The following is a 14378-nucleotide window of genomic DNA, read 5'->3' on the forward strand; positions in this document are numbered from 1 at the left end:
TCTATGCCTAGTACCCCGCGCCCCGTCGCAGAACACAAGCAATCCGAGGAGTACCTCGCCCGCCGCCAGCTGAAGCAGGGGAGCGCCGGCTGGCTGCTGCTTGCCGGGCTCGGCGTCAGCTACGTCGTCTCGGGAGATTACTCCGGCTGGAACTTCGGCCTCGGTCACGGCGGCTTCGGCGGTCTGGCGATCGCTGCGGTCATCATCGCCGCGATGTACCTGGCCCTGGTGCTCGGCATGGCGGAGCTGTCCTCGGCGCTGCCCGCAGCGGGCGGCGGCTACACCTTCGCCCGGCGCGCACTCGGGCCGTGGGGCGGTTTCGCCACCGGCACCGCCATCCTCATCGAATACTCGATTGCCCCGGCCGCCATCGCGACTTTCATCGGCGCCTACGTGGAGTCGTTGGGGCTCTTCGGCATTCAGAACGGCTGGTGGGTGTACCTGGTCGCCTACGCGATCTTCATCGGCATTCACCTCTCGGGCGTCGGTGAGGCGCTCAAGGTGATGTTCGTGATCACCGCGGTCGCGCTGGTCGGCCTGCTGGTGTTCGCGATCGCCGCGGCCGGCAGTTTCGAGGTCGCCAACCTCACCGACATCACGCCCACCGACGCGGCGGGCGCGTCATCGCTGCTGCCCTACGGCTACCTCGGCATCTGGGCGGCCATCCCGTTCGCGATCTGGTTCTTCCTCGCGATCGAGGGCGTGCCGCTGGCCGCGGAGGAGACGGCGAACCCGGAGCGCAACGTGCCGCGCGGCATCATCGCGGCGATGGGTGTGCTGCTGGTGACGTGCGTGTCGGTGCTCGTGCTGGCGACCGGCGCCGGCGGCGCCGCCGCGATGTCGGAGTCCGGCAACCCGCTCGTCGAGGCGCTGGGCAGCAGCACCGCGGCCACCGTCGTCAACTACATCGGATTGGCCGGACTGATCGCCAGCTTCTTCTCGATCATCTACGCCTACTCCCGCCAGCTGTTCGCGTTGTCGCGGGCCGGGTACCTGCCGACGGCACTGTCGGTGACGAACTCGCGGAAGGCACCGACGCTGGCGCTGATCGTGCCCGGCCTGATCGGCTTCGCGCTGTCGTTGACCGGCAAGGGTGATCTGCTGCTCAACATGGCGGTGTTCGGCGCCGCGGTCAGCTACGTGCTGATGATGGTCAGCCACATCGTGCTGCGGCGGCGCGAGCCGACCATGCCGCGGCCCTACCGCACCCCCGGCGGGATCGCGACCACCGGATTCGCGTTGGTGATCGCGTCGCTGGCGGTGATCGCGACCTTCCTCGTCGACACCATTGCCGCGCTGTGCTGCCTCGGCGTGTTCGCCTTGTTCCTGGTCTATTTCGCGCTCGTCAGCCGGCACCGGCTGGTCACCAACTCACCCGACGAGGAGTTCGCGATGCTCGCTCAGGCCGAGAAGGGGCTGACATGAAATTCCACCAACAGGTTTCGGGGACCACCTACAGCTTCGACGGACTGGTCGACCTGATGGCCAAGGCCACCCCGCTGCGCTCGGGTGACCAACTGGCCGGGTGCGCCGCCGACAGCGACGCCGAACGTGCCGCTGCGGCATGGGCATTGGCCGACCTCTCGCTGGAGGTGTTCCTCACCGAGCTCGTCGTGCCCTACGAGACCGACGAAGTCACCCGGCTGATCATCGACAGCCATGACCGCCAAGCGTTTTCGGCGATCTCCCACCTCACGGTGGGCGGGTTGCGGGACTGGCTGCTCGACGCCGCGGCGCGTGACGACGGCGCGGCACGGATCGCCGCGATCACGCCGGGCCTGACGCCGGAGATGGCCGCGGCGGTCAGCAAGATCATGCGGAATCAGGACCTGATCGCCGTCGCGGCCGCGACAGAGGTCAGCGCTGCGTTCCGCACCACCGTCGGCACCCCTGGCACGCTGGCCACCCGGCTGCAGCCCAACCACCCGACCGACGATCCGCGTGGCATCGCGGCCGCCGTGCTGGACGGGCTGTTACTCGGCTGCGGCGACGCCGTAATCGGTATCAACCCGGCCACCGATTCGCCGCACGCCACCGCCGATCTGCTGCACCTGCTCGACTCGATCCGCGCCCGCTACGACATCCCGGTGCAGTCCTGTGTGCTCTCGCACGTGACGACGACGATCGGGCTGATCGAGCAGGGCGTCCCTGTCGACCTGGTGTTCCAGTCCATCGCGGGCACCGAAGGCGCCAACACGGCGTTCGGCGTGAATCTCGCCGTGCTGCGCGAGGGCAACGAGGCGGCCCGCTCACTCGGGCGCGGCACCGTCGGCACCAACGTCATGTACCTGGAGACCGGTCAGGGGTCTGCGCTGAGCTCGGGCACTCATCTGGGCACCGGCGGCCGGCCCGTCGATCAGCAGACCCTCGAGACGCGGGCGTACGCGGTGGCGCGGGACCTGCAGCCGCTGCTCGTCAACACCGTGGTGGGATTCATCGGCCCGGAGTATCTGTACGACGGAAAGCAGATCGTGCGCGCCGGCCTGGAAGACCACTTCTGCGGCAAGCTGCTCGGCCTGCCGATGGGTGTCGACGTCTGCTACACCAACCATGCCGAGGCCGACCAGAACGACATGGACACGTTGCTCACGCTGCTCGCCGCGGCCGGGGTCGCGTTCGTCATCACCGTGCCGGGCGCCGACGACGTGATGCTGGGCTATCAGAGCCTGTCGTTCCACGACGTGCTGGTCACCCGTCGCACGATGGGTCTGCGCCCGGCGCCGGAGTTCGAGCAGTGGTTGCAGTCGGTCGGCATGATGGACGACGCCGGCCGGGTGATCCCGCTCGACGTCACCCGTTCGCCGCTACGCGCATTGGCCGCCTCGTGACGTCCGATCAGGTTGCGGCACAAGCATTCTGGAACGAGCTGCGCAGCACGACGCAGGCCCGCATCGGATTGGGGCGTGCCGGCAACGCACTGCCCAGCCGTGACGTCCTCGAGCTCGCCGCGGCGCATGCCGCGGCTCGCGATGCGGTGCACCATCCGCTCGACGTCGACGCGGTCGTCGCCGAGGTGCGCGAGATCGGCATCGGTGAGCCGGTGGTGGTGTCGAGCCGTGCCACCTCCCGCGCGGAGTACCTGCGCCGACCGGACCTGGGCCGGCTCCCTGCCGACCTCGCGCACGTGCCGGAGAGCGGCGCCGACATCGGTGTCGTTCTCGCCGACGGACTCTCGCCCACGGCGCTGGGTCTGCACGGTCCGGCGCTGCTGGCGGCGCTGGTCGCGCAGCTCGCGCCACGCCACTCGCTGGCGCCGCCCGTCATCGCGACGCAGGCCCGCGTGGCGCTCGGCGACCACATCGCCGTCGCCGCCGGAGTCCGCACGGTGCTGGTCATCATCGGGGAGCGCCCCGGCCTGAGCGTCGTGGACAGCCTCGGCATCTATCTGACGCATCTGCCCCGCGTCGGGCGCACCGACGCCGACCGCAACTGCGTCTCCAACATCCACCCGCCCGGCGGGTTGGGATACGCCGACGCCGCGCGGATCGCGGCGAGCCTGGTCGACGGTGCGGTGGCGCTGGGACGCTCGGGCGTCGATCTGAAGGACACCTCCCGGGCGCTCGGCGCGCCCGACACCACTGAATTGATCTGACAGGAGATCTCGTGTTCGGAACCCATGTCCGCAGGGTGCTGGTGCTGGCTCTCGCCCTGACGCTGACGGCTCTCGTCGTGCCGGAGATCCCGCAGGCCTCCGCGGCACCGGCCTGCCGGATGCTCGCTGCCGACCCCGGCTGGTACGGCGACAACCGGGAGCGCATCGACGCGATGATGGCCGAGCTGGGCACGTGTGGCGGGGCGGGTGACGTGGCAACCGGGGCCCCGCTGGCGCTGTTCGACTGGGACAACACCGTCGTCAAGAACGACATCGGCGACGCCACCTTCTTCTGGATGGTGCGCAACGGCAAGCTGCGCGCCCCCGCGGACTGGGCCGCCACCAGCTCATACCTCACCCCGGCCGCCGCCGCGGCGTTGTCGCGGGCGTGTGCGGCCGGCACCCCTGGTCAGCCGCTGCCCACCGACACCGACGTGGCCTGTGCGGACGAGCTGGTCTCGGTGTACGGCGACGCCGAGACCACCGCGAAAGACCCCGCCTTCGCGGGCTTCGATGCGCGCCGGATGGAACCCGCGTACGCCTGGGCCGCGCAGCTGCTGGCGGGGTGGCCGGAGCCGGAGCTCGCCGGGTTCGCCGAGCAGGCACGACAGGAGAACCTGGCGGCGCCCGAGGGCACCGAGCAGAAGGTCGGCAGCACCGAGCAGACCGGCTGGGTGCGCTACTACCCGCAGATGCGCGATCTCATCGGGGCGTTGCAGGCCAACGGTTTCGACGTGCGCATCATCTCCGCCTCGGCTGAGCCCGTCGTCCGGGTGTGGGCGGCCGATCTCGGCATCCCGGCCGCCAAGGTGATGGGTGTGCGCACCGAGCGAGACGGCGACGTCGTCACCTCCCGGTTGGTGCCGTGCGGCGGATCGGTCTCCATCCCCTACATCGACGGCAAACGCTGCCGCGTCAACGAGGAGGTCTTCGCCATGTCGGGTCCGGCCGCCTACGACGTGGCCGCCCCGCCGCGCCGGGCCGCGTTCGGCGCGGGGGACTCGGACACCGACGTCAGCTTCCTCTCCGACGCGACCGCTCTGCGCCTGGCGATCAACCGCAACAAGACCGAGCTGATGTGCCGGGCCTACGACGACGCCGACGGTCGCTGGATCGTCAACCCGATGTTCATCGAGCCCGAAGGCCAGGCCGAGCCCTACGCCTGCGCGACCGAGGGCTACGTCGAGCCCGGCGGCGGCGACGGGCCGCTGCGTCGGGCGGACGGCAGCCTCGTCCCCGATCAGGCCGACAGCGTGTTTTGACCTGCGGGGACACGCCCCGGTAGGCTGCCTCGTTGGCGTGCGCTGCGCTTGTCGTGTACCTCGGGTCTCCGTCGGTCGCCGAGGCAGGTGTGAGCGTGAATGCGAAAGCGTACGCCTGACCGGCACCCGGAACCCCCGGGATCCACCCGAGAAAGAAGCAGAGGTAGCGCTGTGTCTACGTACACGCCGAAGGCGGGTGACACCACACGCTCGTGGTACGTCATCGACGCCCAGGACGTGGTACTCGGCCGGCTCGCCGTCGAAGCAGCCAAGCTGCTGCGCGGCAAGCACAAGCCGACGTTCACGCCGAATGTCGACGGCGGTGACTTCGTCATCGTCATCAACGCCGACAAGGTCGCCATCAGCGGCGACAAACTGACCAAGAAGTTCGCCTACCGCCACTCGGGGTATCCCGGCGGCCTGCGCAAGCGCTCCATCGGCGAACTGCTGCTCAAGCACCCGACCCGGGTCGTGGAGAACGCGATCGTCGGCATGCTGCCGCACACCAAGCTGAGCCGTCAGGTGCAGAAGAAGCTGAAGGTGTACGCCGGCCCGAACCATCCCCACGCCGCGCAGCAGCCGATTCCGTTCGAGATCAAGCAGGTGGCCCAGTGACCGAACCCGAGTACACGACCGAGAGCGTCGAGGCTGTCGAGCCCGCCTACGCCGAGGCCGACGAGGCCCCTCGTGAGCCCGTCGTCATCGACCGTCCGATCCAGACCGTCGGCCGCCGCAAGGAGGCCGTCGTGCGCGTCCGCCTGGTGCCCGGCACCGGCCAGTTCCACTTGGACGGCCGCACGCTGGAGAACTACTTCCCGAACAAGGTGCACCAGCAGCTGATCAAGGCTCCGTTGGTGACCGTGGACCGGGTCGAGCAGTTCGACATCTACGCCCACCTCGATGGTGGCGGCCCCTCGGGTCAGGCCGGCGCGCTGCGCCTGGCCATCGCCCGTGCGCTCATCATCGTGCAGCCGGAGGACCGGCCCGCGCTGAAGAAGGCCGGCTTCCTCACGCGTGACCCGCGTGCCATCGAGCGCAAGAAGTACGGTCTGAAGAAGGCCCGCAAGGCGCCTCAGTACAGCAAGCGCTGATCAGTCCACACGCAGGCGCCCGGTTGCTCTTCGGAGCGGCCGGGCGCCTGTCTTTGCCCTGTGAGCGTGCTGCGGGCATTAGGGTGCTCGCAGAATCCCGTGAGAGGTTGTCACCATGGCTCGACTGTTCGGCACCGACGGAGTGCGCGGCGTCGCCAACCAGGATTTGACCGCCGAGCTGGCGCTCGCGCTGGGTGCGGCGGCGGCGCGGCGGTTGACCAGAGCGGCCACCGCGGGCCGGCGGTTGGCCGTCGTGGGGCGCGATCCCCGGGCCAGCGGCGAGATGTTGGAGGCCGCGGTGATCGCCGGCGTGACCAGCGAGGGCGTCGACGCGCTACGCGTCGGGGTGTTGCCGACCCCTGCGGTCGCCTATCTGACCGCCGCGTACGACGCCGACTTCGGCGTGATGATCTCCGCATCCCACAACCCGATGCCGGACAACGGCATCAAGATCTTCGGTCCCGGCGGGCACAAGCTGGGCGACGACGCCGAGGACCGCATCGAGGAATTGGTCCGCCAGGGTCCCGGCGAGCGGCCGACGGGCGCCGGTGTGGGCCGCGTGCTCGACGCCGACGATGCTCTCGAGCGCTATGTGCGCCACGTCGAGACGGCGGCGCGGACCCGACTCGACGGGCTGACCGTCGTCGTGGACTGCGCGCACGGCGCCGCCTCGGTGGCCGCGCCACTGGCGTATCGGGCCGCCGGCGCCAACGTGATCCCGATCAACGCCAAGCCGGACGGGTTGAACATCAACGACGGCTGCGGCTCCACCCACATGGAATCGCTGCGGTCGGCTGTGGTGTCCTACGGTGCGGACCTGGGGCTCGCTCACGACGGGGATGCCGACCGCTGTCTGGCCGTCGACGCGCACGGGCGCACCATCGACGGTGACGCGATCATGGTGGTGCTGGCCCTGGCCATGCAGGAATCCGCGGAGCTGACCCGCAATACGCTGGTCGCGACGGTGATGAGCAACATGGGCCTGCATCTGGCGATGCGCGAGGCCGGTATCGAGGTGCGCACCACCGGGGTGGGGGACCGGTACGTCCTCGAGGAACTGCGCGCCGGGGCCTATGCCCTCGGCGGGGAGCAGTCCGGGCATGTCGTGCTGCCGGCCTTCGGCACCACCGGCGACGGGATCGTGACCGGGCTGCTGCTGATGGCCCGGATGGCGCAGACCGGCCGTAGCCTGGCCGATCTCGCGGCGCCGATGCAGACGCTGCCCCAGGTGCTGATCAACGTCGCGGTGGCCGACAAGGCGACTGTCGCGGATGCTCCCTCGGTGCGTGACACTGTCGCCGAGGTGGAGGCGGAGCTCGGTGACACCGGCCGAATCCTGTTGCGTCCCTCGGGAACCGAGCAGGTGGTGCGGGTGATGGTGGAAGCCGCCGACGAGGACACCGCGCGCCAGATGGCGGCGCGTGTCGCTCAGTCGGTCAGCGCCGAGTCCTGACCTCACCGATCGGCGGGGGAACCGCGGCGGCTCCTCGTGCGTCCAATGAGGTATGGGGAGCACAGGCGTGGACGTGGGTGCGCTGCGCGCCGTCGCGAGGGAGTATGAGCGGGTCGCCGAGATCGTCGACCGTTCGGTACGAGATCATTTGCAGCAGTTGGCGTTCGGTGGTTCGACGGCCGGACGGGCGTATGTCGCGCACGGTGAGGCGCTGCAGACCGCGCTGCGTGACCTGACGACCTCGGTGGCGCAGTGGTCCCGCGCGGCAGGAGAGATCGCGTCGGCCCTGGACGTCTCGATCGACCGGTACATCGACGCCGACGAGCGCGCTGCCGGACGGGTGGGGTAGTGGCCTACGACGTTCCGGGCCGGCTTGGACAGGGTCGCCCGCCTGTCGAGACCATGGCGGAGTATGTGTGGGCGGCTCACCAGGTGGGGTTCGCAGACCCCGACCTGACGCTGCACCCGGGTCAGATGCGCGACTGGTACGGCACCGAGGACGGTATGGATCTCGTTGTGCTACAGCGTGACTGCGCTGCTGTAGACGCAGCGGTACGGGCGACGCGGGAGGCGCTGACCGTGCACGAGGATCAGGCCGGGATGCTGTCGGAGGCCTGGCAGGGATCGGGTGCGCAGGCGGCGCGGCAGTTCCTGCACCGCCACGGTGTGGCGGCTGCGGCGGTCGCCGACGCTCTGACCGCCGCAGCCGCTGCGCTCCAGCGCACGCTCGAGCAACTCTGGCGCGCCGTGGATTCCAAGGTCGAGACAACGGTGGCCATCGAGGCCGAAGCCGGTGCCGCCCGGGAGCAGTGGCTGGCTGCCGCCACGACTGTGACCACCGGGGCCGGGGATCGCGCCGCCGCAGCCGAATTGGTGGACGGCGCAGTGAAGCCGTTCGTGCAGAACCGGATCGGTGCGGAGTGGCTGACCGCGATGCAGGCCACCGGCGCGACTGTGGCCGAGACCTACCGCACCGCCACCGCCGAGATCATGGGACGCCCGCCGGCGGTGTTCGAGATTCCTGGCGCCCTCGGCCCGAGCGCACCGAGCGCCCCGGTCGCGTCGTCTGTTCCTGCTGCGCCATCTCCTGTCGCTGTCTCCGCACCCGCACCCGCACCCGCACCTGCGCTCGCGCCGACAGCGCCGGCGGCCTGGACGGCGCCGCCTTCACCTGCCGCCGCGCCGCCTGCGCCTCTGTCCGAAGCGGCGCTCGCGCCCCTCACACCGTCGGCCGCGCCACTGTCGGATCTCGGTGGCGGCGGAGCCTTCCCCCAGGTAGGGCAGCGGTTCGCCGATGCGCTGGGCGGGCTGCTGGGTGGCGGAGCGGGAGACGGCATCGTCGGCGATGCCGTCGACCCGCCGGCCGACCTCGAACCACCCGAGCTCGACGACGAGCCCGAGGACGAGGAGAAGTCAGAGGACGAGGAGTCGGAGGAGCAATCCAACGAGCCGATCACCGAAGAACCTGCCACCGAAGAATCTGCCACCGAAGAATCTGCCACCGACGAGCCTGTCGCCGAGGCGGTTTCGGAGGAGCCCGAACCAGAGGCTGTCGTGCCGCCGGAACCCACGCCGCCACCGCCACCGGCTGAACCGCTACCCCCGCCACCACCGACCGAGGAGCGCACCCCCTGCGAGATCGCCGCCGACGAGGTGCCGCAGGTCGGCCCGCCGCCGGTTACCGAGACAGGTGGCGGCTGATGACGAGTCGCTGAATCTGGTTGGTGCCCTCGAAGATCTGGGTGATCTTCGCCTCGCGCATGAACCGCTCGACCCGGTAGTCGCGGGTGTATCCCGCGCCGCCGAGCACCTGGACGGCGTCGGTGGTGACCTTCATCGCCGCATCGGTCGCGACCAACTTGGCCACCGATGCCTGACGCGAATAGGTCAGCCCGGCGTCGCGGCGCCGGGCCGCGTCGAGGTAGGTGGCGCGCGCCGAGTCGACTGCGGCAGCCATGTCGGCGAGCAGGAATGCCAGACCCTGGTGGTCGATGATCCTGCGGCCGAACGTCGTTCGTTCCTGGCTGTAGGCGACCGCCGCGTCGAGTGCCGCTTGGGCCAGCCCCACGGCGACGGCTGCGATGCCGAGCCGCCCGGCGTCCAGCGCACTGAAGGCGATCTGTAGACCTTGACCTTCGGCACCGATCCGCCGCTGCTCCTCGAGGAACGCCCCGTCGTAGTGGGCCGCGGTGGTGGGTACGGCGTGCAGGCCCATCTTCTCCTCGGGCCGCCCGAATGTCAGGCCGTCGAGATCGCCCGGCACCAGGAAGCACGAAATGCCCTGTGACCCTTCGCCGGTGCGGGCGAACAGCGTGTAGAAGTCGGCGACACCGCCGTGGGTGATCCATGCTTTCTCGCCGGTGATGCGGTAGCCACCGTCCGCGGCGGACGCCCGGCAGGTGAGCGCAGCGGCATCCGAGCCCGCCTGCGGTTCGGAGAGGCTGTAGGCGCCGATCGTCGATCCGCCGAGCATGTCGGGCAGCCAGCGCGAGCGCTGTTCGTCGGAGCCGAACGTCATCAGCGGGTGACAGGAGAGCCCGTGCACGCTGACCGCGACTGCCACTGCCGCCCACCGCGCCGCGAGTTCCTCGAGCACCTGCAGGTAGACCTCATAGGGCTGACCGCCGCCGCCCCATTCCTCGGGGTAGGGCAGGCTGAGCAGCCCCGCCTCGCCGAGCGTGGTGAACACACCGTCGGGGTAGCTTTCGTCCTTCTCGTGCTGGTCGACGACGGGGTCGAGCACCTTGTCTGCGATGGTGCGCGCGAGCTCGATGAGTTCGTGGGCCTCGTCGGTGGGTAAAAGGCGATCCACTGGCATACTTCGGACAGTACTACAGGGTTGTCTGCAGTACTATCGAGGCAATGAGCACGCCTGCTTTCGCCACCCGCCGGCGCACGGAGCTCTTCGACGCGCTGGTCGCGCTGTTCCTGACCGAGGGGTTCGCGCATCTGACGCTCGACGAGATCGCGGCACGGCTGCGCTGCTCGAAATCCACGCTTTACACGCTGGCCGCCAGCAAGGAACAGCTGGTCACGGCGGCTACCAAGCATTTCTTCCGCACGGCGACGCAGACGGTCGAAGAGCGGGTCGCGGCGTCCGACGGCGCCCGCGAGCGGGTGACCGCCTACCTGCAGACAGTGGGCGAGGCGCTCGATCCGGCGTCAGATCGGTTCATGGCCGACCTCGATGCGTTCGCTCCGGCGCGCGCCATCTACGAACAGAACACCCGCATCGCGGCGCGTCGCGTGCAGGAGCTGATCGCGGCCGGGGTGGCGGCGGGGGAGTTCCGCGATGTGCACGCCGCGTTCGCCGCCGAGGTCGTCGCGACGATGATGGTGCGCATCCAACAACGCGCGGTGCGCGACCGCACCGGTCTCGAGGATGCGGCGGCCTACCGCGAGCTCGCCGCGATCGTCACCGGCGGGATCCAGGCCTGAGTCAGATCGTCGTGACGTAACCGCCGTCGATGCGGACGTCGGCGCCGGTGATGTTGGTGGCGCGATCGCCGGCGAGGAAGAGCGTCAGATCTGCCACCTCTTGCGGTGTGGTGAATCGCCCCGTGGCTGCGCCGGCGGCGACGGCGTCCACCACCTGATCGGGTGAACCGCCACTGGCGGAGGCGAATTGGGCTGCGACCCCGTCGTCGGCGAGCCACAGACCGGTGGCGACCGGTCCGGGGCTGATGGTGTTGACGCGAATGCCCTTGGGGCCGAACTCTTTCGACAGACTCTTCGCGTAGTTGGCCATCGCGGCCTTGGTGGCGCTGTAGTCGATGATGTTCCACTCGGGCAGCGTCGCGTTGACCGAACCGATCATCACGATCGCGCCGCCGCCACGTGCCAGCAGAAGGGGGATGGCTTCGCGCGTCGTGCGCACCGCCGACAGGAAATTGAGCGACCACGAGGCCGTCCAGTCGTCGTCGGTGACCGACTGCGAACCGGCGAATCGTGGGATGACGGCGCCGGCGTTGTTGACCAGGATGTCGACGCCGCCGCGCTCGGCGGCCGCCGCCACGAGCGCCTTGGGGCCGTCCGCGGTCGACAGATCCGCGGCGACGAACATCGCGGAGCCGTTCGCCTCGAGCGCTTCGAGCCCGGGACTGTTCGTGCGAGCCCCCGCGACGACGAAGGCGCCCGCTTCCGCGAACGCTTGGCTGATCGCGAGCCCGATGCCTTTGCTCGCTCCTGTGACGACGGCGATCTTGTCAGTCAGCTCGATCCGCATGCTGGGCACTCTGCCAGAGCGCAGTCAGTCCGCCAGGTCGAATGCCTTCAAAACCTTCGTCGGGGTGACACGGACCAGCAGTTCGCCCGGCACGCCGTTGCGTCGGCCGAACTCTTCGGCGCGCTCGGCTCCCATGTACCGCCCGCCGATGCGGGTGGCGAAGGCGCGTACCTCGTCGAGATCCTCACTGGTCGTCGCGGTGCCCTGCACCTGAACGAAGGAGAACGGCGGCCGATCGTCGTCGCAGCACAGCACCACGCGCGGGTCGCGGGCCAGCGCTCGACCCTTGGCCGTGTCCCTACCGGTGTTGAACACGAGCTGTCCGCCGTCGACGACGAACCACACGGGCGCGACGAGCGGCCGGCCGTCGGCGGCGACGTACCCCAGCTTGGCCGTGCGGGTGCCTTCGGACAGGAACGCGATGACGTCCTCGGTCAACTCGGTCATGACGTCCAGATTAGGTCCGTCGATGTGACCGGCGAAGAGATCCGAGAACCAGCCGATCCGAGGCCAGCTCATAGGCTTGCGTCGGGGTGAGGGATTCCACCGATCGAAGCATCCGGCGGATGTCGGTGTGCACCCGCGGCGCGGCGCGCCGCAGCGACTCCACCCGCTGCGAGACCGCTTGATCGAGCAGGTCGACGTCGTCGACGACCTCGTTCAGCAGACCGATGCGAACGGCGTTCTCACCGGACACCGCCTCGCCGGTTGCTGTCAGCCAGAAGGCTTCACGCCGCCCGATCATGGCCGGAAGCCACGCGAGGACGAGCGCAGGCGCCAGGTCGATGCGCACCTCGGGGAAGTACAGACGGGCAGCCCGGGTCGCTACCGCCACGTCGCACAGCGCCGCCAAGCCGACACCGAAGCCGCCGGCGTCGCCGTGCACTCTGGCGACCGTCACCAGGGTCGTCTCGGCGAGCGCCTCGTTGACGGCCATGAGTCGGGCGACCTCGAGTGGGAGGTCGTCCGGCGTCGCCGCGGTGCGCTCGCGACCGAGACAGAAGTGGTCACCGGCAGCGGTCAGCACCAGGATGTGTGCACCCGCGGGCGGCTTGCGCAGCACCGCGGCCAGGGCGTCACACATGTCCATCGTGATGAGGTTGCCGTCCGGGGCGTCGATGAGCGCCGTCAGCACGTCGCCGTCTTGGGTGAGTGACAAGCCCTCTGCCACAGGGAGTTCCGCGAAGGTCGTCATCAGTTGAGCCTCTCGAGTGCTACGCCGCCATACCAGTCCACGTCGCTGTCCGCCGTCCGTACTGTGACCGCGCGGACGTGGGTGAAGTCATCGAACGACTCCGTTCCTCCTTCGCGGCCGTGCCCGCTGTCACGCACACCACCCCATGGCGAGCAGGGGTCCAGCCGGTGATGGTCGTTCACCCAGACGATGCCCTGTTCGAGCTTGGCCGCGACGCGGTGCGCGCGGGCTACGTCGCGGGTCCAGATCGATGAACCGAGCCCGTACGCGGAGTCGTTGGCGATGGCGATGGCATCCGCCTCGTCCCGGAACGGAATCACGACGACCACTGGTCCGAAGATCTCCTCGCGAGCGACGCGCATCTGGTTGTGTACCCCCGCGAGGACCGTGGGTGCAACGAAAAAGCCTTTAAGTCCCGGGATCTCGGGAGAGTAGCCGCCGGTGGCCACGGTTGCGCCCTCCGTCCGACCGATGTCGACGTAGTCGAGGATGCGCCTGCGGGCGCGATCTGAGATCACTGGCCCCAGCTGCGTGGTGGGGAGACTCGGATCACCGATCCGTATGCGCTCGGCCTGATCGACGAGCGCCGCTACGAACTCGTCGTAAATGGTGTCCTGGACGATGATCCGCGTGCCGGCGATGCACGTCTGGCCCGCCCCGATGAACCCACCGAATGCCGTACCACGGGCGGCGACATCGACTGGGACGTCGTCGAAGACCAGGACCGGTGATTTGCCACCCAATTCGACAGTCGACTTCGCGAAGCGGTGCGCGGTTGCCACGGAGATCGATCGGCCCACCTCGGTACCACCGGTGAACACCACCTTGTTCACCTGCGGATGCTCGGCCAGTCGTGCCCCGGTCACCGGTCCGAGGCCCGGCACCACGTTGAGCACGCCCGGCGGCAGCCCGGCCTCGAGTGCCAGCGCCCCCACCAGCAGGGCGGTCAGCGGTGTCTGCTCGGATGGTTTGAGAACCACGCTGTTGCCGGTGGCCAGCGCCGGCGCGACGCTCTTCGACGCAATCATCAAGGGGTGGTTGAACGATGACAGTGTCGCGACGACGCCGATCGGGAAGCGTGAAGTGTAGGAATGGTATTCGCCTGACATGGGCACCACGGCGTCGCGCGAGGCGAGCAGGAGCGCCGCGTTGTACCGGTACCACTCCGGAAGCCGAGTGATCTGGGCCTTGGTCTCGGTGATCGGTCTGCCGTTGTTCACGGTTTCCAAGCGGTACAGCTCGTCCATGTCGCGCTCGAGGAGATCGCCCAAGCGGTTGAGGATGCGGGCACGCTGATGGATCGGCATCTTCGACCAGACACCGGATTCGAATGCCGCCCGGGCCGAAGCGACGGCGTCGTCGGTGTCTTCTGCACTGGCGTTGTGACAGCGGGCGAAAACCTTCGCTGTGGCAGGGTTGACGATATCGAGCAGGTCACCTCGACCGGGTCGGCGTTCGCCGTGGATCAGCAGCGCGTGCGCGGATTCACCGTTGGTGCCCAACAGAGTCGAAGTCGCGGACATGGACTGTTCTGGCATGACGTGATCTCTTCTGTCGTCG

Annotated in this window: 15 protein-coding genes; 10 read left to right on the forward strand and 5 right to left on the reverse strand. The window is 69.2% G+C overall.

The genetic code is table 11. The features are described 5' to 3' along the window. Window positions 1-3: 3 nt before the first annotated feature. The 9 genes from eat (at window position 4) to ACZ50N_RS06005 (ending at window position 9099) form a co-directional block, all read left to right on the forward strand. Window positions 4-1425: an ethanolamine permease gene (eat, locus tag ACZ50N_RS05965; protein WP_046363977.1), complete on the forward strand. Its 1422-nt coding sequence runs from the start codon at window positions 4-6 to the stop codon at window positions 1423-1425. Then, window positions 1422-2828, forward strand: a complete 1407-nt coding sequence (locus ACZ50N_RS05970) for an ethanolamine ammonia-lyase subunit EutB (protein WP_046363976.1) — start codon at window positions 1422-1424, stop codon at window positions 2826-2828. The genes eat and ACZ50N_RS05970 overlap by 4 nt, the downstream gene beginning before the upstream one ends. Beyond that, entirely contained in the window at window positions 2825-3592 is a 768-nt protein-coding gene (gene eutC / locus ACZ50N_RS05975) for an ethanolamine ammonia-lyase subunit EutC (protein ID WP_464474892.1), read from the forward strand. The genes ACZ50N_RS05970 and eutC overlap by 4 nt, the downstream gene beginning before the upstream one ends. 119 nt (window positions 3593-3711) lie before the next feature. After that, the gene (locus ACZ50N_RS05980; RefSeq protein WP_464475596.1) at window positions 3712-4854 is read left to right on the forward strand and encodes a haloacid dehalogenase-like hydrolase; all 1143 of its coding nucleotides are present in this window, start codon (window positions 3712-3714) and stop codon (window positions 4852-4854) included. 171 nt (window positions 4855-5025) lie between these two features. Further along, window positions 5026-5469 carry a 50S ribosomal protein L13 gene (gene rplM, locus ACZ50N_RS05985; RefSeq protein WP_046363974.1) on the forward strand — a complete coding sequence of 148 codons (444 nt, stop codon included), beginning with the start codon at window positions 5026-5028 and terminating at the stop codon, window positions 5467-5469. Further along, window positions 5466-5945, forward strand: a complete 480-nt coding sequence (gene rpsI / locus ACZ50N_RS05990; protein WP_046363973.1) for a 30S ribosomal protein S9 — start codon at window positions 5466-5468, stop codon at window positions 5943-5945. The genes rplM and rpsI overlap by 4 nt, the downstream gene beginning before the upstream one ends. Before the next feature lie 115 nt (window positions 5946-6060). Continuing rightward, window positions 6061-7398: a phosphoglucosamine mutase gene (glmM, locus tag ACZ50N_RS05995; protein WP_464474893.1), complete on the forward strand. Its 1338-nt coding sequence runs from the start codon at window positions 6061-6063 to the stop codon at window positions 7396-7398. A gap of 52 nt (window positions 7399-7450) precedes the next feature. After that, window positions 7451-7747 carry a DUF7162 family protein gene (locus tag ACZ50N_RS06000; RefSeq protein WP_048424674.1) on the forward strand — a complete coding sequence of 99 codons (297 nt, stop codon included), beginning with the start codon at window positions 7451-7453 and terminating at the stop codon, window positions 7745-7747. A 53-nt stretch (window positions 7748-7800) separates the two neighbouring features. Beyond that, window positions 7801-9099, forward strand: coding sequence for a hypothetical protein (locus ACZ50N_RS06005; RefSeq protein WP_464474894.1), 1299 nt, complete (start codon window positions 7801-7803; stop codon window positions 9097-9099). Here ACZ50N_RS06005 and ACZ50N_RS06010 read toward each other — a convergent pair. Further along, entirely contained in the window at window positions 9077-10216 is a 1140-nt protein-coding gene (locus ACZ50N_RS06010; protein WP_048424673.1) for an acyl-CoA dehydrogenase family protein, read from the reverse strand. The genes ACZ50N_RS06005 and ACZ50N_RS06010 overlap by 23 nt on opposite strands. A gap of 44 nt (window positions 10217-10260) precedes the next feature. Between ACZ50N_RS06010 and ACZ50N_RS06015 the strand changes: the two genes are divergently transcribed. Then, entirely contained in the window at window positions 10261-10836 is a 576-nt protein-coding gene (locus ACZ50N_RS06015) for a TetR/AcrR family transcriptional regulator (RefSeq protein ID WP_046363969.1), read from the forward strand. 1 nt (window position 10837) lies between these two features. Here the strand turns inward: ACZ50N_RS06015 and ACZ50N_RS06020 are convergent, their stop codons facing one another. Genes ACZ50N_RS06020 through ACZ50N_RS06035 form a run of 4 tightly spaced genes read right to left on the reverse strand, consistent with a single transcriptional unit; the run spans window position 10838 to window position 14341 of the window. After that, the gene (locus ACZ50N_RS06020; RefSeq protein WP_464474895.1) at window positions 10838-11623 is read right to left on the reverse strand and encodes an SDR family NAD(P)-dependent oxidoreductase; all 786 of its coding nucleotides are present in this window, start codon (window positions 11621-11623) and stop codon (window positions 10838-10840) included. A gap of 24 nt (window positions 11624-11647) precedes the next feature. Further along, on the reverse strand, window positions 11648-12070 hold the full coding sequence (locus tag ACZ50N_RS06025) for a PPOX class F420-dependent oxidoreductase (protein ID WP_048424671.1): 423 nt from the start codon (window positions 12068-12070) through the stop codon (window positions 11648-11650). A gap of 10 nt (window positions 12071-12080) precedes the next feature. Further along, window positions 12081-12818, reverse strand: coding sequence for an enoyl-CoA hydratase/isomerase family protein (locus tag ACZ50N_RS06030; protein ID WP_082133013.1), 738 nt, complete (start codon window positions 12816-12818; stop codon window positions 12081-12083). Then, window positions 12818-14341, reverse strand: coding sequence for an aldehyde dehydrogenase (locus tag ACZ50N_RS06035; RefSeq protein WP_464474896.1), 1524 nt, complete (start codon window positions 14339-14341; stop codon window positions 12818-12820). The genes ACZ50N_RS06030 and ACZ50N_RS06035 overlap by 1 nt, the downstream gene beginning before the upstream one ends. Between the last annotated feature and the right edge of the window lie 37 nt (window positions 14342-14378).

This window comes from Mycolicibacterium obuense (assembly GCF_055397605.1).

Coding starts and splice junctions, on each gene's coding strand:
- eat (WP_046363977.1), top strand. CDS start 4: ATGCCTAGTACCCCGCGCCCCGTCGCAGAACACAAGCAATCCGAGGAG.
- ACZ50N_RS05970 (WP_046363976.1), top strand. CDS start 1,422: ATGAAATTCCACCAACAGGTTTCGGGGACCACCTACAGCTTCGACGGA.
- ACZ50N_RS05980 (WP_464475596.1), top strand. CDS start 3,712: ATGCTCGCTGCCGACCCCGGCTGGTACGGCGACAACCGGGAGCGCATC.
- glmM (WP_464474893.1), top strand. CDS start 6,061: ATGGCTCGACTGTTCGGCACCGACGGAGTGCGCGGCGTCGCCAACCAG.
- ACZ50N_RS06000 (WP_048424674.1), top strand. CDS start 7,451: ATGGGGAGCACAGGCGTGGACGTGGGTGCGCTGCGCGCCGTCGCGAGG.
- ACZ50N_RS06005 (WP_464474894.1), top strand. CDS start 7,801: ATGGCGGAGTATGTGTGGGCGGCTCACCAGGTGGGGTTCGCAGACCCC.
- ACZ50N_RS06010 (WP_048424673.1), bottom strand. CDS start 10,216: ATGCCAGTGGATCGCCTTTTACCCACCGACGAGGCCCACGAACTCATC.
- ACZ50N_RS06015 (WP_046363969.1), top strand. CDS start 10,261: ATGAGCACGCCTGCTTTCGCCACCCGCCGGCGCACGGAGCTCTTCGAC.
- ACZ50N_RS06020 (WP_464474895.1), bottom strand. CDS start 11,623: ATGCGGATCGAGCTGACTGACAAGATCGCCGTCGTCACAGGAGCGAGC.
- ACZ50N_RS06025 (WP_048424671.1), bottom strand. CDS start 12,070: ATGACCGAGTTGACCGAGGACGTCATCGCGTTCCTGTCCGAAGGCACC.
- ACZ50N_RS06030 (WP_082133013.1), bottom strand. CDS start 12,818: ATGACGACCTTCGCGGAACTCCCTGTGGCAGAGGGCTTGTCACTCACC.
- ACZ50N_RS06035 (WP_464474896.1), bottom strand. CDS start 14,341: ATGTCCGCGACTTCGACTCTGTTGGGCACCAACGGTGAATCCGCGCAC.